Annotated in this window: 20 protein-coding genes; 11 read left to right on the top strand and 9 right to left on the bottom strand. The window is 67.2% G+C overall.

All coding sequences use genetic code 11. The annotated features are described in order from the left end of the window. Positions 1 to 4: 4 nt before the first annotated feature. From pmbA to ED208_RS17415, 4 genes are all read right to left on the bottom strand, one after another. Complete coding sequence (gene pmbA / locus ED208_RS01320) at positions 5 to 1,339, bottom strand: metalloprotease PmbA (protein ID WP_123210052.1); 1,335 nt, start codon at positions 1,337 to 1,339, stop codon at positions 5 to 7. An 89-nt stretch (positions 1,340 to 1,428) separates the two neighbouring features. After that, positions 1,429 to 3,855 (bottom strand): DUF4394 domain-containing protein, encoded by a 2,427-nt coding sequence (locus ED208_RS01315; RefSeq protein WP_123210051.1) that lies wholly within the window; start codon positions 3,853 to 3,855, stop codon positions 1,429 to 1,431. Between the two features lie 265 nt (positions 3,856 to 4,120). Continuing rightward, the gene (gene mpl, locus ED208_RS01310; RefSeq protein ID WP_199720471.1) at positions 4,121 to 5,488 is read right to left on the bottom strand and encodes a UDP-N-acetylmuramate:L-alanyl-gamma-D-glutamyl-meso-diaminopimelate ligase; all 1,368 of its coding nucleotides are present in this window, start codon (positions 5,486 to 5,488) and stop codon (positions 4,121 to 4,123) included. A gap of 8 nt (positions 5,489 to 5,496) precedes the next feature. After that, positions 5,497 to 6,129 (bottom strand): hypothetical protein, encoded by a 633-nt coding sequence (locus ED208_RS17415; RefSeq protein WP_199720470.1) that lies wholly within the window; start codon positions 6,127 to 6,129, stop codon positions 5,497 to 5,499. 65 nt (positions 6,130 to 6,194) lie between these two features. On the opposite strand from ED208_RS17415, the gene rnd reads away from it, so the two are divergent. The 7 genes from rnd to ED208_RS17210 all read left to right on the top strand — a co-directional run bounded on the left by rnd (position 6,195) and on the right by ED208_RS17210 (position 11,764). Then, the gene (rnd, locus tag ED208_RS01305; RefSeq protein ID WP_123210049.1) at positions 6,195 to 7,301 is read left to right on the top strand and encodes a ribonuclease D; all 1,107 of its coding nucleotides are present in this window, start codon (positions 6,195 to 6,197) and stop codon (positions 7,299 to 7,301) included. A gap of 102 nt (positions 7,302 to 7,403) precedes the next feature. Next, entirely contained in the window at positions 7,404 to 7,703 is a 300-nt protein-coding gene (locus tag ED208_RS01300; protein WP_123210048.1) for a DUF6763 family protein, read from the top strand. Positions 7,704 to 7,846: 143 nt separating this feature from the next. Next, entirely contained in the window at positions 7,847 to 8,452 is a 606-nt protein-coding gene (locus ED208_RS17410; RefSeq protein WP_199720469.1) for an IS1595 family transposase, read from the top strand. Next, positions 8,361 to 8,786, top strand: a complete 426-nt coding sequence (locus ED208_RS17405) for an IS1595 family transposase (protein ID WP_233574739.1) — start codon at positions 8,361 to 8,363, stop codon at positions 8,784 to 8,786. The genes ED208_RS17410 and ED208_RS17405 overlap by 92 nt, the downstream gene beginning before the upstream one ends. Continuing rightward, positions 8,783 to 10,669 carry an HsdM family class I SAM-dependent methyltransferase gene (locus ED208_RS01290; protein ID WP_123210047.1) on the top strand — a complete coding sequence of 629 codons (1,887 nt, stop codon included), beginning with the start codon at positions 8,783 to 8,785 and terminating at the stop codon, positions 10,667 to 10,669. The genes ED208_RS17405 and ED208_RS01290 overlap by 4 nt, the downstream gene beginning before the upstream one ends. Then, positions 10,656 to 11,615 (top strand): restriction endonuclease subunit S, encoded by a 960-nt coding sequence (locus ED208_RS01285; RefSeq protein ID WP_123210672.1) that lies wholly within the window; start codon positions 10,656 to 10,658, stop codon positions 11,613 to 11,615. The genes ED208_RS01290 and ED208_RS01285 overlap by 14 nt, the downstream gene beginning before the upstream one ends. Continuing rightward, complete coding sequence (locus ED208_RS17210; protein WP_158608387.1) at positions 11,612 to 11,764, top strand: hypothetical protein; 153 nt, start codon at positions 11,612 to 11,614, stop codon at positions 11,762 to 11,764. Before ED208_RS01285 ends, ED208_RS17210 begins: the two co-directional genes overlap by 4 nt. Positions 11,765 to 11,822: 58 nt before the next feature. Here ED208_RS17210 and ED208_RS01280 read toward each other — a convergent pair whose 3' ends face one another. Then, positions 11,823 to 12,383, bottom strand: coding sequence for an adenylate kinase (locus ED208_RS01280; protein WP_123210046.1), 561 nt, complete (start codon positions 12,381 to 12,383; stop codon positions 11,823 to 11,825). Positions 12,384 to 12,557: 174 nt separating this feature from the next. On the opposite strand from ED208_RS01280, the gene ppa reads away from it, so the two are divergent. From ppa to ED208_RS01260, 4 genes are all read left to right on the top strand, one after another. Continuing rightward, a complete protein-coding gene (gene ppa, locus ED208_RS01275; protein WP_123210045.1) occupies positions 12,558 to 13,088 on the top strand; it encodes an inorganic diphosphatase in 531 nt (176 codons plus the stop codon). A gap of 118 nt (positions 13,089 to 13,206) precedes the next feature. Continuing rightward, the gene (gene purD, locus ED208_RS01270) at positions 13,207 to 14,493 is read left to right on the top strand and encodes a phosphoribosylamine--glycine ligase (protein WP_123210044.1); all 1,287 of its coding nucleotides are present in this window, start codon (positions 13,207 to 13,209) and stop codon (positions 14,491 to 14,493) included. Positions 14,494 to 14,503: 10 nt separating this feature from the next. After that, positions 14,504 to 15,265 carry an exodeoxyribonuclease III gene (locus tag ED208_RS01265; protein ID WP_123210043.1) on the top strand — a complete coding sequence of 254 codons (762 nt, stop codon included), beginning with the start codon at positions 14,504 to 14,506 and terminating at the stop codon, positions 15,263 to 15,265. A 79-nt stretch (positions 15,266 to 15,344) separates the two neighbouring features. Beyond that, positions 15,345 to 16,277: an HD domain-containing protein gene (locus ED208_RS01260; RefSeq protein WP_123210042.1), complete on the top strand. Its 933-nt coding sequence runs from the start codon at positions 15,345 to 15,347 to the stop codon at positions 16,275 to 16,277. On the opposite strand, the gene ED208_RS01255 is transcribed toward ED208_RS01260, so the two are convergent. The 4 genes from ED208_RS01255 to ED208_RS01240 all read right to left on the bottom strand — a co-directional run bounded on the left by ED208_RS01255 (position 16,274) and on the right by ED208_RS01240 (position 19,833). After that, the gene (locus tag ED208_RS01255; protein ID WP_123210041.1) at positions 16,274 to 16,696 is read right to left on the bottom strand and encodes an ExbD/TolR family protein; all 423 of its coding nucleotides are present in this window, start codon (positions 16,694 to 16,696) and stop codon (positions 16,274 to 16,276) included. The genes ED208_RS01260 and ED208_RS01255 overlap by 4 nt on opposite strands. Further along, positions 16,693 to 17,082, bottom strand: a complete 390-nt coding sequence (locus ED208_RS01250) for an ExbD/TolR family protein (RefSeq protein WP_123210040.1) — start codon at positions 17,080 to 17,082, stop codon at positions 16,693 to 16,695. The genes ED208_RS01255 and ED208_RS01250 overlap by 4 nt, the downstream gene beginning before the upstream one ends. Further along, on the bottom strand, positions 17,082 to 17,780 hold the full coding sequence (locus tag ED208_RS01245) for a MotA/TolQ/ExbB proton channel family protein (RefSeq protein ID WP_123210039.1): 699 nt from the start codon (positions 17,778 to 17,780) through the stop codon (positions 17,082 to 17,084). The genes ED208_RS01250 and ED208_RS01245 overlap by 1 nt, the downstream gene beginning before the upstream one ends. A gap of 148 nt (positions 17,781 to 17,928) precedes the next feature. Further along, positions 17,929 to 19,833, bottom strand: a complete 1,905-nt coding sequence (locus tag ED208_RS01240; protein ID WP_123210038.1) for an N-acyl-D-amino-acid deacylase family protein — start codon at positions 19,831 to 19,833, stop codon at positions 17,929 to 17,931. Positions 19,834 to 20,068 lie beyond the last annotated feature (235 nt).

The raw sequence follows: 20,068 nt of genomic DNA, 5'->3' as shown, positions 1-20,068 counted from the left end.
GCGATCAGGTCCCGGCGATGGTCATCCCGTCCACCAGCAGGCTGCCGACGCGCACGCCGCCACGCCGGTCCACGTCGCTGCCCACCGCCACGATCCGCCGGTACATGTCGAGCAGATTGCCGGCGACCGTCACCTCGTCCACCGGGTGGACGATCTCGCCAGCCTCCACCCAGTAGCCCTCGGCGCCGCGCGAGTAGTCGCCGGTGACCGGATTGACGCCCTGGCCCATCAGGCCGGTGACCAGCAAGCCGGTACCCATTTCCTTGAGCAGCGCCTCGAAGCCGAGCGGGCCGGGCGGCACCAGCACGTTGTAGGCGCCGCTGGCGTTGCCGGTGCTGCTCAGGCCGAGCTTGCGGGCGGCATAGCTGCCCAGCAGCCAGCCGCGCAGCACACCTTCTTCGACCAGGTTGCGTTCGCGGGCGGCGACACCCTCGCCGTCGAAGCGCGCCGAGCCGGCGCCGCGCGGGATGAAGGGGCGTTGCAGCAGGCTCACCGCCGGCGAGAACACCGGGCTATCGAGCTTGCCGAGCAGGAAGCTGGTCTTGCGGTAGAGGGCGCCGCCGCTCATGGCGCTGAGCGCGTGGCCGATCAGTCCGCGCGCCATCTCCGGCGCAAACAGCACCGGCGCGGTACGGGTGGACAGTGGCCGTGAGCCCAGGCGGGCGGCGGCGCGGCGGCCGGCCTCGGCGCCGATCACCTCCGGCGTCCAGAGATCGTCCGGCGCGCGGGCGCTGCTGTAGTGGTGGCCGGTCTGCATGTCCTCGCCGGCGCGGGCGATCACGCCGCAGGAGAGCGAATGGTCGCTGGAGCGACGGTGGCCGATGAAGCCGTGGCTGTTGGCGTAGACGCCCAGGCCTTCGCGGCTGTCGATGCCGGCGCCCTCGCTCTGGCTGACGCGCGGGTCGGCGGCGAAGGCGGCGGCTTCGCAACGCAGCGCCAGCTCGCTGGCCTGTTCCGGGCTCAGCGTCCAGGGGTGGTAGAGGTCGAGGTCGGGCAGCTTGGTGGTATCGGCCATCAGCGCGGCGTCGGCCAGGCCCAGGCAGGGGTCTTCGCCAGCGGCGCGGGCGATGTCGCAGGCCGCCTGCACGCTGTCGCGCAGGCCGGCGTCGGAAAGATCGGCGGTGCTGGCCGCGCCCATGCGGTGGCCGAAATAGACGGTCAGGTGCAGGTCGCGATCACGCTGGAACTCCACCGACTCCAGCTCGCGCATGCGCACGTTGACGGTGAGCGCGCGGCTGGTGGAAACACTCGCTTCCGCCTGCGTGGCGCCGGCCCGGCGGGCGGCTTCCAGGGCGCGGACGGCCCAGGCTTCAAGTTCGGTGGCGGCGGGTAGCGACATGGGGGTCTCGCGAAGGCAGGCCGCGATCATGCCGCAATCCGCCCCAAAAAAAAGGGCCGGCAGAGCCGGCCCCAACTACTGCGCTCACCTCACTTCAACTGGATGGCAATGCCACGGATGGCTTCGTCGCCGAGGGTGGTGATGTTGCCGATGCTGGTCGCGGTGCCGGCGCTGAGGCTCAGCCGGTACAGGCCGGAAACGCCGCCGGCGGCTGGCTGTAGAGCGGCGAGTGCGAAACCGTTCTGGCCGCCCGCGATGTCGAGATCACCGATGGCGCTGACGTCGACGCCCAGGCCGGCGCCGACCGTGGTCAGCGCGCCGTCATTGGGGGCGGTGGTGGTCTGCAGGCTGTCGGTGCTGCCGCCCTCGGCCAGGTAGTACAGCTTGGTGGCGGCGGCGCTGCCGAAGCTGTTGGTGTAGCCGGCGCCGAAGACGTTGGCGCTGCTCAGGTTGCCGTCCACCGTGGTGCTGCCGGTTTCCGGGTTGATGCGCAGGTTCTGCTGGCCGGCATTCACCACCCGCAGGCGATCCGGCAGCGGATTGAAGTCGACGCCGTGCTCGCCGGTGCCGGGGAAGCTCAGGCCGGTGCCGCTGAGGGTGGAGATCGCCGTCGCCGCCGCCGTGCTGGTGTTGACGGTGTAGAGCTTGCCGGCGCTGGTCAGTGCCCATAGCTCGTTGTCGCGCGGGCCGACGCTGGGGCGGAAGTCGATGCCCAGCACGGTTTCTCCGGCCGGCACGCCAATGGTGCCGATGGCCGTGACCGTCCCCGGCGACGAGGGCGCGAAGCTGACCAGCTTGTTGCCGGTGGTGACACCAAACACCGTCGCGGTCTGTGCGCCGCTGGCCGACAGCGCCAGCACTGGCCCGGTGAAGCTGCCCGCCGAGGTCAGCACGCCGTCGCTCAGGCTCAGGCTGTAGAGCGTGCTACCGGAGGTGACCAAGGCGCCGCCGGTGCTGCCGATGATCTCGAAGGCATTGCTGGCGGCGAGGTCGAAGGCCGCACCACCACTGGTCAACGCCGCCACTGGCGCGACCACGCCGCTGTTGGGGTTACCCGGGTCGCCGGCCACACCGTTGGCGGGATCGTTGCCGATCCGCACCAGGGCATCGGTGCTGCTGTCGAGCGCGTACAGCGTGGTGGCCAGCGAAGCGGCGTTACCGCCGGCCAGGCTGTTGGTGTAGGCCGCGGCGCTGATGCCGGAACGGCCACCCTCAACGCCGGCGGTGGTCAGGCCGGTGTCGGTAGTGGTGGCGCCGGTATCGACGTTGATACGCAGGTTCTGGCCGCTGTCGGAGACCACGCGCAGACGGTCCGGCACCGGATTGAAGTCGACGCCGAAGTTGCTGCCGTCGAGGCCGGCGTAGGGCGCGCTGGCATCGCCGCTGTCAGCGGCGAGGGTGGAGACCAGGGTGGCGGCGCCAGTGCTGGCCAGGCTGTAGAGCTTGCCGGTGGTGCCGTTCTGGGTGAGCAGGTAGAGCTGGCCGTTGGCCGGGCGGGTGTCGCCGCCGACGATGGTCTCGCCAGCGCCGATGCCGGTGATCGCCGCCGTGCTGCAGAGCTTGGCCGGCGAGCCGCTGGGCGCGCGGTTGAAGCTGACCAGGCTGGGCGCGGCGCCGCCGAGTACCGCCAGGGTGTTGCCAGGCTGCAAGGCCGGGGTGGCACTGGCGGTCGGCAGGGTGGCGACGAGGCCGACCACGGTGTTGCCGGCCGGCACTGCGAGGCCGCCCCGGCTGGTGGCGGCGCCGGTGGCCGGATTGATCTCGTAATAGCCGTAGGCGCCGCCGACCTTGAGCGCGGCGACCAGGCTGTTGCCGGTGGCGCTGGTGCGCACGTCAAAGCCGCTGTCAGCATCGGCGGTCACGCCCAGGCTGCCGACCAGGCGCGGCGTCGCGGCGTTGGTGGCCAGTCCGTTGGGCGCGGCAGACAGGAACAACTGGCTGGCGCTCAGGTAATAGAGGTCGGTCTGGCAGGCGCTGGCGAAGGTATTGGTGTAGGCCGCCTCGGTCAGGCCGCTGGAGATGGCGCCATCGACGATGGTGTTGCTGGCGGCGGCGGTGACGTTGATGCGCAGGTTCTGGCCAGTGTCGGAGACCACCCGCAGGCGGTCGGCGACCGGGTTGAAGTCGACGCCGAACTTGACGCCGCTCAGCTCGACGGACGCACCGCCGGTAGCGTTGCTCAGGCTGGCGGCGGTGGCGGCGGTGAGCGCGCCGGTGCTGGTGTTGACGGTGTAGAGCTTGCCGGCGGTGCCGGCCTTGGTCAGCACGTAGAGCAGGCCGTCGGCGGGGCGGTAGTCGCCGCCGAGCAGGGTTTCGCCGGCCGGCACCTGCAGCGCCACGCGGTTCTGGCGGCTGGGGTCGGCGGCGGCGAAACCGAGCAGCTGGTTGCCGCTGGTCAGCACATAGGTATCGGCAACCACCGGCGGCAGCGCCGGGGCGTCGTTGTTGCTGCAGGCGGCCAGGCCGGCGAACAGCGCCATGGCGGCCAAGGGGAACGGCAAGATCTTGAAGTTCATGAAATTTCCTCGTCAGTGGGGTGACCTGGCGAGCGCCGTCAACACGGGTGGACCCCGGGTTGCAGCACCCTATCGACCGCGAGCGCGCAGCAACACACGCCCGGGGAATACGCCCGGTATCAGCCCTGCGGATGCAGGAAATTCACGAAAAATTTTCAGACCCGCCGTCGCCGGAGGGAGGCGGGCGGCGGCGGATGGACAGCCGGCGCCTTGCCTGACGCGCTTTTGGTCGGCAACGCAGCGACGTTCTAATGGGTGACGGGCCCTAGCCGCCCTGGCCCAGCGCGCTCAGCAGGCGGCCGTGGACGCCGCCGAAATCGCCGTTGCTCATCACCAGCACCTGGTCGCCAGCGCGCGCCTCGGCGGCCACCGCCGCGACCAGGGCATCCAGATCGGCATGCACCGCCAGCCGCGCGCCGACCGGCGCCAGCGCGGCGGCGGCATCCCACTTCAGGCTGGCTGGCGCGTAGACATGGCAGCGGTCGGCGCCTTCCAGGCTGTGCGCCAGCTCGTCCTTGTGGGTGCCGAGCCGCATGGTGTTGGAGCGCGGCTCCAGCACGGCGAGGATGCGCGCGCCCGGCGCCCGCTCGCGCAGCGCGGCGAGGGTCACCGCGATGGCGGTGGGATGGTGGGCGAAGTCGTCGTAGACGGTGACGCCACGCGCCTCGCCGAACACTTCCAGCCGGCGCTTGATGCCCTTGAAGCTGGCCAGTGCCGCCATCGCCAGCTTCGGATCGACGCCGACGTGTTCGGCGGCGGCAATCGCCGCCAGGGCATTGGCGCGGTTGTGGGCGCCGGGCATCGCCAGCGTCGCCACACCCAGCGAGACGCTAGCGCGGAACACCTCGAAAGCACCGGGCGCGACCGCCGGGCGCGGCTCGGCGCGCCAGCCGGCCGCATCGTCAAAGCGCTCCACCGCGCTCCAGCAGCCCATGCCCAGCACCCGCGCGAGATTGTCGTCACCCCCGTTCACCACCAGCCGGCCGCTGGCCGGCACGGTGCGGATCAGGTGGTGGAACTGCTTCTCGATGGCGCCGAGGTTCTCGAAGATGTCGGCGTGGTCGTATTCGAGGTTGTTGAGGATCGCCGTGCGCGGCCGGTAGTGGACAAACTTGCTGCGCTTGTCGAAGAACGCGGTGTCGTACTCGTCGGCCTCGATCACGAAGTACTTCGACTCGCCCAGCCGCGCCGAGATGCCGAAGTTGGCCGGTACGCCGCCGATCAGGAAGCCGGGCTTGAGCCCCGCGTAGTCGAGGATCCAGGCCAGCATCGAGGTGGTGGTGGTCTTGCCGTGGGTGCCGGCCACCGCCAGCACATGGCGGCCGCGCAGCACGTTCTCGGCCAGCCATTGCGGGCCGCTCACGTAGGGCAGGCCCTGGTCGAGCGCGTACTCCATGGCCGGGAACTTCGCGCCCCGGGTCACCACATTGCCGACCACCACCACGTCCGGCGCCGGTTGCAGATGCTCGGCGGCGTAGCCGGATTGCAGGGCGATACCGAGCTGCTCCAGCTGGGTGGACATCGGCGGCCAGGCGTTGGCGTCGCTGCCGCTGACCCGATGGCCGGCCTCGCGGGCGATGGCGGCGATGCCGCCCATGAAGGTGCCGCAGATGCCGAGGATGTGCAGGTGCATGGGTTTTGTCAGACCGTGGGAGCGGCGGCGGGCGCGGTGGCGGGCAGATCGCCGAACATCGCCAGCAGCGGCATCGCCAGCAGCTGCGCGAACACCACGAAGCTGAGCATCACGAACAGGCTGACCAGGGTCAGCAGCACGCTGGCGGTCATCGACAGATCGGCGGCCAGACGGTTGATGCGCACGCTCACCGCGATGCTCCAGAAGAACAGCAGATCGGAGAGCAGCGCCGCCCAGGCCGGGGCCTCCACCGCCGGCGGCGTGCCCAGGCGCAGTTTTTCCATCGCCTCCGGGTCCTGCATCAGCGCCAGGAACGAGGGCGCCATCGCCTGGAACGGCAGCCACATCGCCAGCGCGAACAGGGCGCCGGCCAGGTACTGCGCGCCCAGCGTCTGCGCCAGACGGTTTTCCATGCCGCGCGCACGCAGCAGGCTGCGGGTGAAGAAGGCCAGACCGCCGGCGCCGCCGAGCGCGGCGGCCAGGGCCATGGGCAGCGGCGCCAGCGGCGCCATCAGCAGCAGGCTGCTGACCACCGCGATGGCGGCGCAGGCCCGGCTCAGGGGCACGGAATAGGGGAAATCCTGCGGCCCGCCACGGAACAGCAGCAGGGCGAGCGTCACGCGGAGGGCGTGGGCAAACATCGATCAGACGCCGGTAAATGGGTGGCGCGATGCTACCGTATTGGTCTACGCACGACAGCAAAACCATGAGCCAAACCCACTGGATCGACACCCCCGCCGGCCTCGCCGCCGCCATCGCCCGCTGGCAGGGCCGCGCCTGGCTGACCGTCGATACCGAATTCCTGCGCATCGACACCTACCGACCCAAGCTCTGCCTGGTGCAGATCGGCGACGGCCAGGACGCCTGGGTGATCGACGCCATCGCCATCGCCGACCTGGGCCCGCTGTTCGAGCGGCTCAATGATCCCGCGACCATCAAGGTGTTCCACGCCGCCTCGCAGGATCTGGAGATCTTCAGCCAGCTCACCGGCCGCTGCCCGGCGCCGGTCTATGACACCCAGCTCGCGGCCTCGCTGCTGGGCCTCGGTGACCAGCTCGGCTACGCCGGCCTGGTGGAGAAGCGCCTGGGCATCGTCATCGACAAGAGCCTGTCGCGCACCGACTGGTCGCGGCGGCCGCTGAGCCAGGCGGAGATCGACTACGCCGCCGCCGATGTCACCCATCTGGCGACGCTCTACCCGCCGCTGCACGAGGCTCTGGTCGCCGCCGGCCGCGAGCCCTGGCTGCTGGAAGATGCCCGCCGCATGGAAGACCCGGCCACCTACGAGACCCGTCCCGAGGATGCCTGGAAGCGCCTGCGCGGCCTCGCCCGGCTGGCGCCGGTCGGCCAGCAGCTGGCGGCGCGGCTCGCCGCCTGGCGCGAGACCGAGGCGCAGCTACGCAACCGGCCGCGCGGCTGGATCCTCGACGACGAGGCGCTGTACCGCCTGGCCGAGCGGCGGCCACGCAATCCCGAGGAACTGGCGGCGCTGAAGGTGCTGCCGCCCAAGACCCTGGAGCGCCACGGCAGCCGTCTGCTCGCCCTGCTCGCCGAACCGCTGCCCGAGCCGCTGCCGGTACTGGCGCAGGACGAGCGCCTGGCACCGGAGCAGAAGCGTCGGCTGCAGCGGCTCCAGGACGCCTGTCGCAAGGCCGCCGAGGCTTTGCAGCTGCCGCCCGGCCTGCTGGCGCCGCGCGCCGAGCTGGAGGCGCTGCTGTTCCTGGGCGCCAGCGCGCCGGTGCGGGTATTGAGCGGCTGGCGCCGGGCGGTGGTCGGCGAAAGCCTGTTGCAGGCCCTGGCCGAGCCGGCCTAGGCCGCACCGCTGGTCATACGACGAAAGGCGGTTGCCGCTCCCGGACCCCGGGCGTACAAGGGTTTCGCGACCTCCTCTCAACGGGTTCGCAAGGAGCAGCAGATGGCCGAATGGTTGCGCGAGGTATCGGTCGGCGACTGGTACGAGTCGGCGGGCGAGCGCTTCGAGATCGTCGGGGTCGACGCCAAGACCGAGATCGTGCTGGTGCAGTACTACGACGGCGCGCTCGACGAATACGATTTCGATAGCTGGGCCGAACTCGAGGCCCGACCCTGCGCCCCGCCCGAAGACCTGCGTGGCGCGCTCGACGCCGAGCGCGAGGACTTCGGCCTGGAGGAGCGGGTCGCGGCGTCCGACGAGTCCAGCGACCCGGTCGGCTGGCTGGAATCGCACGGCCTCTGAAGGAAAGCGCGGCCGTCCACGGCCCACAAAAAAGCCCGCGCGACTGCGGGCTTTTTTGTGGGGAAGTTATATACGAAGCCAGACGAAATCGCTTGCCCTCCCGCCTCATTTAAATTACATAATTAGACACAGAGGGGATTGAAATGTCACAGAAAGCTCCTGGCAGAAGCGAACGTAACGGCCTTACAGTGTTGCAGCTTTTTCAGATGTTTCCGGATGAAGCCGCGAGCCGCAAGTGGCTTGAGGACATCCGCTGGCCCGAAGGGCAGCGCCATTGCCCGCATTGCGGTTCGCTCAAAACTTCGACCGCCCCGAATGAGCGTCCGATGCCCTACCATTGCGGCGAGTGCCGCGAATATTTCAGCGTGAGAACCGGCACTGTCATGCAGTCCAGCAAGGTCGCCTTGCAAAAATGGGCGATCGCGATGTACCTCATGTCCACGAGCCTCAAGGGCGTTTCGAGCATGAAGCTGCACCGTGATCTCGGTCTCACTCAGAAGTCGGCTTGGCTGCTCGCGCAGAAGATCAGGCAGGGGTGGATCGACGGCGGTGGGAAGCTGACTGGCGAGGTAGAGATTGACGAAACCTACGTGGGCGGGAAAGAACGCAACAAGCACGCGTTTGAAGGCCGGCAGGGGCGCGGTCGGCAAGACCGCCGTGATCGGGGCCAAAGAGCGCGACGGCAAGGTCAATGCGAGCGTGATCGAGAAGACCGATTCCGCGACGTTGAAGGGGTTCGTTGTGGATAATGTGGAAACTGGCGCGGCTGTCTTCACGGACGAGCATAGCGGCTATCGCAGCCTGTCGTCCTCGTTTGCCCATAGCTCTGTCCGGCACAGCGTCGGCGAATACGTGAACGGCATGGCCCACACCAACGGCATCGAAAGCTTCTGGGCGATGCTCAAGCGGGGCTACAAGGGCACCTATCACCAGATGAGCGCGAAGCACATCTCGCGTTATGTCACCGAGTTCGCGGGTCGCCACTACGTGCGCGGGCTCGATACCATCATGCAGATGACTTTGCTGGCGAAGGGCCTCGACGGTAAGCGCCTCCGATATAACGATCTTGTGGACGTATCGTGAAAAACGAAAAGATCACCGAGGATTTCGTTCGCGATCACTTCAAGAACGACCCGCTTTTCAGTGCTATCAAGCTTGATGAGCAGAAGTCGTCGGTCGCGAAGGCTAGGCGCTGCCTCGCCACGGCATCAAAGAAGTTGACTGGGAAAGGGGGCTCCCCCGAGTTCATTATCACGATCCCTGCTCTGCCGGACGACATCATCGTTGTGGAGTGCAAGGCAGACGCGAAATTTCACGAGAGCGCGGACCGCCAATATCCGGCCTCGTACGCGGTCGATGGCGTCCTTCACTACTCCGCGTTCCTATCCCAAGAATATAACGTGATCTCAATCGCGGTGAGCGGCAGCGTGCTCGGCAAGCTGAAAATATCCACCTTCTATCAGAAGATGGGGCAGGCCGAGGTGAGCGACGAGGGTTCAACCCTTCTCGATGTTTTCTCGTACATCTCTCGCTTCAAAGGCGACGAACAAGCTCAGAGCATTGAGTCCGCCGAGATCACCAAAACGGCGATCGACCTCAACAGGGAACTGAACGATTATTCCATTGTGGAATATGAACGCTGCACACTTGTCAGCGCCATCCTGCTCGCCCTGCAAGATGGGGCGTTCAAAGCGTCCTACAAGGAACGCGCGACCTCGAAAAAGTTCGAACCGACGCCGGAGCGGCTGGCGGCGTTTATTGTATCGAGCATCAAGAATGTTCTGAAGGACGCCGAGATCGACGCCGGCCGCGTGGACTCGATGATCGGCGAGTACGAGAAGATCAAGAACCACTCGATCGCCAAGTCGGCGCAAATCAAAAAGAAGAAGGCGTCCGATCAACTCGATAATTACGTCCTTCGCGATATAACGGAGCGCCTCGAAAAGTCCGTTCTCCCGCTCATCACGCTTGGCGACAAGGGCTATGACGTGCTGGGGCGCTTCTATCGAGAGTTCATTCGCTACGCTGGCACCGACAAGAAGACCGGCTTGGTTTTGACGCCGCAGCACGTAACAGAGCTGTTTTGCGATCTTGTCGGTCTCAATACGAACGATGTTGTATTTGACTCGTGCTGTGGCAGCGGTGGGTTTCTGATTTCGGCCATGAAGCACATGCTCCAGCTCGCCGGTTCGGACCAGAAGAAGCGCAGGGCCATTAAGGAAAATCAGCTCATCGGCATCGAGCGCCGGACTGATATGTTCACCTTCGCTTGCTCCAACATGATGATGAGCGGCGACGGGAAATCGCACATTTATCAGGGCGACTCTTTCGCTCAGGAAATCATCGAGAAGGTCCGTTCGCTCAACCCAACCGTTGCGTTCCTCAATCCGCCCTACGACGTGGGTGAGGACGGGCAACTTGAGTTCATCGAGAATGCCCTGGCCTGCCTACAGCCGGGTGGGCGGTGTGCCGCGATAGTGCAGATGAGTTGCGTAACATCCGCGACCGCGAAAGCTGTCGCGGCCCGCGAGCGATTGCTCGCTAGTCATACGCTGTCCGGCGTTCTTTCGATGCCGGCGGACCTCTTTCACCCTGTGGGTGTCATCACTTGCATCATGGTGTTTGACGCTCACAAGCCTCAGCCCAAGGGATTCAAGACGTTCTTCGGCTATTTCAAGGACGACGGGTTTCTCAAGACGAAGCACATGGGGCGGATCGACAAGGGTAATTGGACTGCGATCCGCCGCCACTGGCTCGAACTATTCCTGAACCGAGAAAAGGACACTGGCCTCAGCGTGCTGACGGCTGTCACCGCAGACGATGAATGGTGCGCGGAGGCGCATATGGAGACTGATTACAGCACGATAACGCAGAAGGATTTCGAGGAAGTCGTAAAGAGCTACGCAATGTTTCGCTTGATTGGCGCGGGCAAGATGCATGGGACGCCGGACGATGACGACGGTTAGCGATCTCTTTTTCCTTCAATACGGACACAGCTTGGAGTTCAATCGGCTAACGGTGTCCGACGCACCAGACGCCGTTAACTTCGTCTCGCGCACTATCCGGAACAACGGTGTCAGCGGGCGTGTCGAGCGGCTCCCCGATGTAGAGCCCGCAGCAGCCGGGACCGTCACCGTGGCGCTCAACGGCCAAGGGGGCGCTGGTGCTGCTTTCCTACAGCCGTTCCCGTTCTACAGTGGCTATCACGTCATGGTGCTGACGGCGAAGACACCGATGACCGATCAGGAAAAGCTCTGGTGGGTTCGGTGCATTACCGCGAATCGTTTCAGGTTCGGGTTTGGCCGACAGGCGAACAAAACACTTGCGGGGCTAGAATTGCCTGCCCCGACCGCGATGCCCGCGTGGGTAAAGACCGTTAGCCTAGATCCATTTGCGGGAGCCAAAGCCCCGGTACTCGCGACTAGCTCCGCTCCGCTAAAGACCAGCGCTTGGGCTGGCTTCCGATACGATGCGTTGTTCGACATCAAGAAGGGACAAAGATTGACGAAGGCCGAGATGAAGCCGGGTGAAACCCCCTTCATCGGCGCGATCGATACGAACAACGGCTACCGGCAGTTTGTCAGCGCCGAGCCAAATCACACAGGCGGCACCATAACGGTCAACTACAACGGATCAGTTGCCGAGGCATTCTATCAACCCGAGCCCTTCCGGGCGTCCGATGACGTAAATGTCCTGTACCCGAAATTTGAGATGACCCCCTACACCGCGATGTTTATTTGCGCGCTGATTAGGCGGGAGCGGTTCCGCTTCAATTACGGCCGCAAATGGCACCTCGACCGAATGAACGAGTCCATAGTTCGCCTCCCCACAACGGGGACCAAAGAGCCAGATTGGGCGGCTATGGAAACATACATTAAATCGCTCCCCTACAGCACGAGCATAGCTGCATGACCGAGAAGCCCACGCGCCAACGTGGCCGCCCCGTCACCAACCAAATTGACCCGCTGCCCGGAACTCCGGAGGAAATTGCGAAGGCGATTTTTCGCGCCGCCGACAAGAGCGCAGCGAAGGCGAAGCCGGTCAAGAAAAAGCCGAACTAAGGGGCTCGCCGTCTAGTTTCGTATATAAATCCCTTTTTGTTGCCGGTTTCGCAGGGGTTCAGAGCACGCCGAGGATGCGGCTGAAGATGTCTTCCAGCGAGCCCACGCCTTCCACCGTCACCAGCTTGCCCTGCTTGCCGTAGAAATCGAGCAGCGGCTTGGTCTCGGCGTTGTAGACGCCGATGCGGTGGCGGATCACGTCTTCCTTGTCGTCGGCGCGGCCTTCCTTCTCGGCGCGCAGCAGCAGGCGGGTGACGATTTCCTCGTCGTCGACGTGCAGGTGCACGGCCTTGCTGATGCCGTCCTTGCCCAGGCGCTTGAGGATGCCTTCCAGCACCTCGGCCTGCGCGGTGTTGCGCGGAAAGCCGTCAAGGATGAAGCCCTTCTGCGCGTCCGGCTGGGCCAGGCGCTCCTCGACGATGCCGATCACGATCTCGTTGGCGACCAGTTGGCCGGCGTCCATGGTCGCCTTGGCCTTCTTGCCCAGCTCGGTGCCGGCGGCTACCGCCGCGCGCAGCGCGTCGCCGGTGGAAATCTTCGGGATGCCCAGGTGCGCAACCAGCTTTTCGCCTTGCGTGCCTTTACCGGAGCCGGGCGCGCCTAGCAGGACGATTCTCATGATCTCTCAAGCCTTCTCGAATGGGGGGCAGCGGTTGGCGGCGTCGACTGCCGATCCGTCTGGCCTTTAACAGTACCGTCCGGCGGCAGAGAGCGTCAACGAACGCGGACAGCGCCTTTCGTATAATCCCGCCCCCCGAACCTGCTGCTCCACCTACCGAGAGAGAACACTGCAATGGGATTTGAAGCCCTTGGCCCCGGCGAAAAAGCGCCGAACGAGTTTTACGTCGTCATCGAGATTCCCGCCTACGGTCCGCCGGTGAAGTACGAGGTGGACAAGGAAACCGGCCTGCTGATGGTCGACCGCTTCATGAACGTGGCGATGAGCTACCCGGCCAACTACGGCTACATCCCCAAGACCCTGGCCGGCGACGGCGATCCGGTCGACGTGCTGGTCATCACCCCGCACCCGGTGGTTGCCGGTTCGGTGATCAAGTGCCGCGCGGTTGCCGTGCTCGACACCGAGGACGAGAAGGGCACTGACGCCAAGCTGCTGGCGGTGCCGGTGGACAAGGTCAGCAACAACGCCTACCCGAATCTGCAGGACCTCGCCGACGTGCCGGAGCGCGTCAAGAACGAGATCCACCACTTCTACAGCTCCTACAAGGCGCTGGAGAAGGGCAAGTGGGTGAAGATCACCGGCTGGCGCGACGCCGCCGGCGCCCGTGGCGAGATCGAAGCCGGCATCAAGGCCTACAAGGGCTAAGACCCGCAGCGTGTGAGAAGCCCGCCCTCAAGGCGGGCTTTTTTGTGGCCGAAGGCCGGTGCGGGCGATGCCCGTAAAATAGTCGGCCATTCTTCCTCTTGAAGTCCGACGAATCCCCATGAAAGTCCTGGTCATCGGCTCCGGCGGCCGCGAACACGCGCTCGCCTACAAGCTCGCCGCCTCCCCGAACGTGAGCGAGGTGCTGGTGGCGCCGGGCAATGCCGGCACCGCCCGCGAGGCCGGTTGCCGCAATGTGCCGGTGGCGGCCGACGACATCGCCGGCCTGCTCAGGCTGGCCGCCGACGAGGGTGTGGGCTTCACCGTGGTTGGCCCGGAACTGCCGCTGTCGCTGGGCGTGGTCGATGCCTTCGAGGCCGCCGGCCGGCGCATCTTCGGGCCGACCAAGGCGGCGGCGCAGTTGGAGGCCAGCAAGGCCTTCACCAAGGGCTTTTTGGAGCGCCACCGCATCCCCACCGCGCAGTACCGGGTGTTCACCGAGGCCGACGCCGCCTGCGCCTACGTGCGCGAGCGCGGCGCGCCCATCGTCATCAAGGCCGACGGCCTCGCCGCCGGCAAGGGCGTGGTGGTGGCGATGACGCTGGCGGAAGCCGAGACCGCGATCCGCGACATGCTCAGCGGCGAGATGCTCGGCAAGGCCGGCGCGCGGGTGGTGATCGAGGATTTTCTCGAAGGCGAGGAGGCGAGCTTCATCGTCGTCGCCGGCAAGAACGGCGAGTACGCGGTGATGGCCTCGGCGCAGGACCACAAGCGGGTCGGCGACGGCGACACCGGCCCCAACACCGGCGGCATGGGCGCCTATTCGCCAGCGCCGGTGGTCACTCCGGAGGTGCACGCCCGCGCCTGCCGCGAGGTGATCGAGCCGACCCTGGCCGGCATGGCGGCCGAGGGCACGCCGTTCAGCGGCTTTCTCTACGCCGGGCTGATGATCGACAAGTCCGGCGCGCCCTACGTGATCGAATTCAATGTGCGCATGGGCGACCCGGAGACCCAGCCGATCCTGATGCGCCTGGACTCCGATCTGCTGGAACTGCTGGAAGCCTCCATCGACAACCGTCTGAGCCAGCACCCGCCGGTGTGGGCGACCGACGCCACCCTGGGCGTGGTGATGGCCGCCGAGGGTTACCCCGGCCCCATCGCCAAGGGCGACGCGATCCAGGGACTCGATGCCGACTTCGGCGCCCAGGCCAAGGTGTTCCACGCCGGCACCAGCGACAAGGACGGCGCGGTGGTCAGCACTGGTGGCCGCGTGCTCTGCGTGGTCGGTCGCGGCGCCGACATCCGTGCCGCGCAGGCGGCGGCCTATGCGGCGGTGGCGAAGATTTCCTGGCGCGGCGAGTTCCATCGCGGCGACATCGGCTGGCGCGCGCTGGCGCGCGAGGCCTGAGCCCACGGCCATGAAGATCGCGACCTGGAACGTCAATTCCCTCAACGTGCGCCTGCCGCACCTGCTCGGCTGGCTGGCCGAGGCACAGCCCGACGTGGTGGCGCTGCAGGAGCTGAAGCTGGTCGACGAGGTGTTCCCGCATGCGGCGCTGGCCGAGGCCGGCTACCAGGCGGTGAGCAATGGCCAGAAGACCTACAACGGCGTCGCCCTGCTGGCGCGCGCGCCGCTGGTGCTGGAAGACGTCAGCCGCGATCTGCCGGGTTTCGAGGACCCGCAAAAGCGGGTGATCGCCGCCACCGTCGGCGGCCTGCGGGTGGTCTCGGTCTACGTGGTCAACGGCCAGGCGGTGGGCTCGGAGAAGTACGAGTACAAGCTGCGCTTCCTCGCCGCCCTGCGCGATTACCTGCACGGCGAGCTGGCCGCGCACCCGCAGCTGGCGGTGCTGGGCGACTACAACATCGCGCCGACCCCGGAAGACAGCCACGACCCGGCGACCTGGGAGGGCAACATCCTCTGCTCGCCGCCGGAGCGCGCGGCGCTGCAAGCCCTGCTCGACCTTGGTCTGGTGGATGCCTACACCCAGCCGTTCCTGCCGGACGGCCGCTTCACCTGGTGGGACTACCGCGCCGCCGGCTTCCGCCGCAACCTCGGCCTGCGCATCGACCACCTGCTGCTGTCCACGCCGCTGAGCGCGCGGAGCTGGAAGGTGGATACCGCGCCGCGCCGGCTGGAGCGCCCCTCCGACCACGCGCCGGTCCTGGTCGAGTTGTGACGCCGGTCATGTCCTGCGCTATCCGCCCCTGAGCCGGCCGCCTACCATCGAGTCAGGCCACCGACCCGGAGGAGGGGTGATGCGGCGCCGCAATCACTACGACGTCACCAATCGCGTCGAGATCGCCCGTCCCGATGCCGTCCGCGACGCGGTGGCCGCGCTGTTGGCGGCGCTGTATCCCGGCACCAGCCTGGCGCCGGTGCAGCAGGCATTCCGGGTATTCGCCCAGCTCTATGCCGGCAGCCTTCGCGGCTACGCCGGCTGTGACACCTGGTATCACGACGCCCAGCATTCCCTCGATTGCGCGCTCGCCTATGCGCGCCTGCTGGAAGGCTACGAGCGCAGTGCCGCCGTTGAGCAACGCCTGGGTGCGCGGCGCGGGATCCTCGGCGTGGTCGCCGCCCTGTTCCACGACGCCGGCTATATCCGCCGGCAAGACGACCCGGCGCGCAACGGCGCCGAGTTCACCTTCGTGCACGTGCAGCGCAGCGCCGATTTCCTCGGCGACTTCCTGCCAGAGGCCGGCTACGACCGCGAGGCGGCGATGGCGCGCCAGCTGGTGCATTTCACCGGCTACGAACTGGCTCTGGATGCCATCGACGTGCAGGACCCCAAGGACCGCCAGCTGGGCTTCATCCTCGGCACCGCCGACGTCCTGGCCCAGACCGCCGACCGTTGCTACCTGGAAAAATGCCGGGACTATCTCTATCGCGAGTTCACCTACTGCGGCTTGGCGGGGCCCGGCGGCAGCAGCTACCACTCGCCCGAAGAGCTGCTGCGTGGCACCGCCGAGTTCAACCGCAAGATGTGGGCGGAACGGCTGGACGGCTACTTCGGCGGCATGCACCGCTACATGGGCGCGCACTTCGACGGCCGCGATCTCTACAGCGAGAGCATCCGTGAGCATCTGCAGCGCGTGCAGGCCCTGACCGAGGCCGATGCGCTCGACCAGCTGCGCCTGAAGCCGAAGGCGATCCGGGCCGCCGAGATGCGCGAGATCGTCGCCGGCTAGGATCGGGCGCGTACCGTCAGCAGTCGCACCTCGCCGACGCCGCCCGCACGCAGCACGCCCAGCACCCGCAGCACCCGCTCGGCGGGTGCGTCGGCGCTGCTGCGCAGGTCCACCGAGCGTCCCTGCCAGTCGCCGATCCTGCCGGCCAGCTCGGCTTCGCCGAAACGCTCGCTGCCGATCTGCAGGCGGCCGTCCGGCAGCAGCTCCAGTTGCTGCGGGCTGGCGGCGACCGCCTCGGCCTCGCGGCTCTGGCTGACCGGCGCTCTGGCGGTGCCGCGCTCGCCGCCAAGGCGGCCGACGAACAGGAAGAACACCATCAGCAGGAACACGATGTTGATGAGCGGCAGCAGGGCGTCGTCCAGGCTGCGCGGACGTCGTCCGCGCGGCAGGCGGATCCCGGGCTCGCCGCTCAGCCTCATGGCGCCGCAGTTCCCAACTTGGCGGCGACGCCCTCGGCACGCAGCGTCTCCCAGGCCGAGAGCAGCACCTGCAGCGAGACCCCGGGCGCCGGGCTCAACAGCAGCTCGCCGTTCGCAGGCAGGGTCCGCAGTTGCGGCAGCCACTCCGCCAGCGGCCGCACCTGGCCCTGGTAGCGCAGCAGTCCCTGTTCCAGAACCACCGCCACGGCCGGTGCCTGGTCGGCCCCGGTGCCGGGGCCGTCGGCGGCGGCGAGTTCCAGCCGGGTACGCTCCACCTGGACATAGCTGGTGGCGAGCATGAAGAAGAACAGCAGCACCAGCATCACGTCGATCAGCGGGATCAGCGACAGCCGCGAACGCGGCCGGCGCGCCAGCGCCAGACGCATCAGTGCACCTTCTCGAACAGGGTCTCCAGCGCGGTCGGTTCGCTGACGCCGGGCAGGTGCACCGGCGGCGTGAACAGGCGGGTCAGCGCCGATTCCAGGTCTGTATGCAGGCGCTCGATCAGTCGCTCGAAAGCGTTCAGCGCGGCGATGCAGGGGATCGCCACCACCAGGCCGGCCGCGGTGGTCAGCAGGGCCTCCCAGATGCCGCCCGAAAGCTGCGCCGGCGACACCCGCTCCCCGGCCAGCTGCAATGCCTGGAAGGCGGAAATCATGCCCAGCACGGTGCCAAGCAGGCCGGTGAGCGGCGCCAGCTGGCCGATCACCTCCAGCGGACGCAGCAGCCCGCGTGCTTCCTCCAGCCGTTCGCTGGCATAGACCCGCGCGTACTCCTGCGCCTGCTCGGGGCTCAGCTCCGGCTGGCTGCCGGCGACCACGGCCGCTGCCAGGGTCTGCGCCAGCGGACCGCGCTGGGCCTGCAACAGGCTCAGGGCTTCGTCCGGCTGGCCACGGTGGAACAGCATCAGCGCCCGGCTGACGTAGGAGCGGTCGGTGATGCCCAGGTCCCAGAATTCCCAGGTCTTGACGATGATCAGCGTCAGCGCCAGCAGCGACAGCAGCAGTAGCAGGTAGGACGCCGGCGCACCCAGCTGCAATAGCGAAACAGCCTGGCCGAACAGCGAGTCTTTAGCGTGGGTCATGCGATGCGATGGCGCGGGTTGATGGCGCGATCATACGGTGTGACTCGCGCTATCGGCTCCGCGACGGCAGCTTGGGTCTGGTCGGCCGGGGCCTTGCCTGACGCGCTTTCGGCCGGCAACGCAGCGGCGTTCTAATGGGTGACAGGCCCTAGGCCGCCTCGGCCAGCGCCGCCTCGGCGGGTCGCGCTTCGCGGCCGTCGGCCAGCAGCACCCGTCCCAGCTTCTCCCGGCCCAGGCGTGGTGCGAAGCTCTGGTCGCGCCAGGCCAACTTGCCGCCGATGAGGGTGGCGCTGACCACGCCGTCCGAGCGGTTGACCATCTGGTGATGCTGGAAGGCCTCGCGCCAGACGAAGTGGGTGTTGGCCTCGCTCTGGTAGCGGCGCAGGGCTTCGGGATCGAGCACGGTGACGTCGGCGGGCATGCCCACCACCAGCCGGCCGGCGCGCACCCCGAAGAACTCGGCGGGTTCGCGGCTCAGGCGGCGGATCTGCCAGGCGACCTTGCCCAGGCCTTCCTTCTGCGCCATCTGCAGACCGCGCAGATTGCCGTCGTAGAAGGCCATGTTGGTGAGGTGGGCGCCGCTGTCGTTGAAGCCGGGCAGCACCTGCGGGTCGAACAGCAGCTTCTCGGTGACCACCGGGTCGCGGTTGGCGGTGACGGTGACAGTGCGCAGCGCGGTGTCGTATTCGCGGTACAGGTGGAGCATGAAGTCCACCTCGTCGGCAATCGCCGGTGCGCGCTCGAAGTGCTCACGCTCTTCCTCGTTGCGGGCGCCGCCGCCAGTGGCCTGCCAGCCCTGCAGGCGCTGCAGCAGCGCGGCCAGGGTTTCGCCGATCCATTCGCGCGGCACCGGGCCGGCATCCACTTCGATCAGGTCCAGACGGCGGCTGAAGGCGTACTGCTCGCGCTTGAGCAGGCGCATCAGGCTGGCGAGGTTGAAACCGCCCTTGCCGAGCATCCACATCTTGCGGAAGCGGGCCTGGTAGGCGGGATCGTCGAGCAGGGCGCGGCGGGCGGCGCGATCTTCCAGATCGGGCTCGTTCAACTCGCGCAGTTCGGGAATTTCCTCGGCCAGCGGATTGATCGGGCCGTCCCACCAGACCCGGAACGGCGCCGCCAGGGCCTGGAAGCGGAAATGACCACCGACGAAGCGCGAGTTGAGCAGGCGCGACAGGAAGATCGCCAGCTTGGCCAGGCTCCTGTTGGTGCTGATGTCCAGTGCCGCCACTGCGGTTACCTTCAGCGTCTTGCCCCATAGCAGTTTGCTGGTGAGCAGGAAGTTGCGGAACACGGTCAGCGGATTGTCCTTGGGCGGCGTCGCCTGCCAGACCCGGCCGTAGTGGCGTACCACGCCGGTCAGCCGTTTGAGTTCCTCGAAGCTGCCCCACTGCGAGGGGATCTTGGTGCGCCGGTGCGGGTCGTTGGCGAGGTAGTGGAAGGGCAGGGCATCGGTGGAGAAGCCCGGGTAGCCGTCGCGCATCGCGGTGTCGAGCAGGCTCTCCATCTGTGCCAGCTCCTCGGCGGTCGGCGCGCGGCTGACGCTGGTCTTCAGGCCCATCACCTCGGCGCGCAGCATCGAGTGCGGGATCATCGGAATCAGGTTGGGGCCCAGCGGCAGGCCGGCGAGGTGCTCCAGGTAGCCCTTGGGGTCCTGCCAGTCGATGCGCGCGGCGGCCTTCTGCAGGACGTGCTTGGGCATGTTCTCGACGCGGGCGAAGCAGTCCACCACCGGGTTTTCGCCATTGCGGTCCTGGCGGCCGAAAGCCAGGCCGAGCGAGCAGTTGGCGATCACCACCGAGGTGGTGCCGTGGCGCACCACTTCCGGCAGGCGGGAGTCGAGTTCCACCTCCAGGTCGAGATGGGTGTGGGCGTCGAACAGGCCGGGCATCACCCACTGGCCGCTGGCGTCGAGCACCTCGCGCGCCTGACTGGCGTCGAGGCCGTTGCCGAGGCTGGCGACCAAGCCATCCTTGATGGCGAGGTCGGAGACGACCGGCGTCCGGCCGTCGCCATCGAACAACAGTCCGTTGCGGATCAGGATGTCCCACTGCATGGCTCTTCTCCGGTGCGCCTGCGAGCGGCGTACTGTCAGGTCTGGCCTCGTGCCGGGGAAGCGGTAAATCCGCTCTAACGTCCGCCCTGTTCTGGTGCGCCGCCGTCGCTACACCGACCCCGGTCGGCGCGGTTTCGGCGGGGCCGCCCGGTTGGCGCGGCGGCCGGTCTCCGCGCCGACGTCGGGCGGGCGGCGAGGTACCGGCCGCCCGGCGGTGCTACCGGAGTCATGGTCG

Source organism: Stagnimonas aquatica (genome assembly GCF_003730135.1).
In the GTDB taxonomy this organism is placed as follows: domain Bacteria; phylum Pseudomonadota; class Gammaproteobacteria; order Nevskiales; family Nevskiaceae; genus Stagnimonas; species Stagnimonas aquatica.
This window is presented reverse-complemented; position numbering and strand designations above follow the sequence as displayed.

Bases quoted from the DNA above. Each gene is read 5' to 3' on its own strand.
- pmbA (WP_123210052.1), bottom strand. From the start codon at position 1,339: ATGTCGCTACCCGCCGCCACCGAACTTGAAGCCTGGGCCGTCCGCGCC.
- ED208_RS01315 (WP_123210051.1), bottom strand. From the start codon at position 3,855: ATGAACTTCAAGATCTTGCCGTTCCCCTTGGCCGCCATGGCGCTGTTC.
- mpl (WP_199720471.1), bottom strand. From the start codon at position 5,488: ATGCACCTGCACATCCTCGGCATCTGCGGCACCTTCATGGGCGGCATC.
- ED208_RS17415 (WP_199720470.1), bottom strand. From the start codon at position 6,129: ATGTTTGCCCACGCCCTCCGCGTGACGCTCGCCCTGCTGCTGTTCCGT.
- rnd (WP_123210049.1), top strand. From the start codon at position 6,195: ATGAGCCAAACCCACTGGATCGACACCCCCGCCGGCCTCGCCGCCGCC.
- ED208_RS01300 (WP_123210048.1), top strand. From the start codon at position 7,404: ATGGCCGAATGGTTGCGCGAGGTATCGGTCGGCGACTGGTACGAGTCG.
- ED208_RS17410 (WP_199720469.1), top strand. From the start codon at position 7,847: ATGTCACAGAAAGCTCCTGGCAGAAGCGAACGTAACGGCCTTACAGTG.
- ED208_RS01285 (WP_123210672.1), top strand. From the start codon at position 10,656: ATGACGACGGTTAGCGATCTCTTTTTCCTTCAATACGGACACAGCTTG.
- ED208_RS17210 (WP_158608387.1), top strand. From the start codon at position 11,612: ATGACCGAGAAGCCCACGCGCCAACGTGGCCGCCCCGTCACCAACCAA.
- ED208_RS01280 (WP_123210046.1), bottom strand. From the start codon at position 12,383: ATGAGAATCGTCCTGCTAGGCGCGCCCGGCTCCGGTAAAGGCACGCAA.
- ppa (WP_123210045.1), top strand. From the start codon at position 12,558: ATGGGATTTGAAGCCCTTGGCCCCGGCGAAAAAGCGCCGAACGAGTTT.
- purD (WP_123210044.1), top strand. From the start codon at position 13,207: ATGAAAGTCCTGGTCATCGGCTCCGGCGGCCGCGAACACGCGCTCGCC.
- ED208_RS01265 (WP_123210043.1), top strand. From the start codon at position 14,504: ATGAAGATCGCGACCTGGAACGTCAATTCCCTCAACGTGCGCCTGCCG.
- ED208_RS01260 (WP_123210042.1), top strand. From the start codon at position 15,345: ATGCGGCGCCGCAATCACTACGACGTCACCAATCGCGTCGAGATCGCC.
- ED208_RS01255 (WP_123210041.1), bottom strand. From the start codon at position 16,696: ATGAGGCTGAGCGGCGAGCCCGGGATCCGCCTGCCGCGCGGACGACGT.
- ED208_RS01250 (WP_123210040.1), bottom strand. From the start codon at position 17,082: ATGCGTCTGGCGCTGGCGCGCCGGCCGCGTTCGCGGCTGTCGCTGATC.
- ED208_RS01245 (WP_123210039.1), bottom strand. From the start codon at position 17,780: ATGACCCACGCTAAAGACTCGCTGTTCGGCCAGGCTGTTTCGCTATTG.
- ED208_RS01240 (WP_123210038.1), bottom strand. From the start codon at position 19,833: ATGCAGTGGGACATCCTGATCCGCAACGGACTGTTGTTCGATGGCGAC.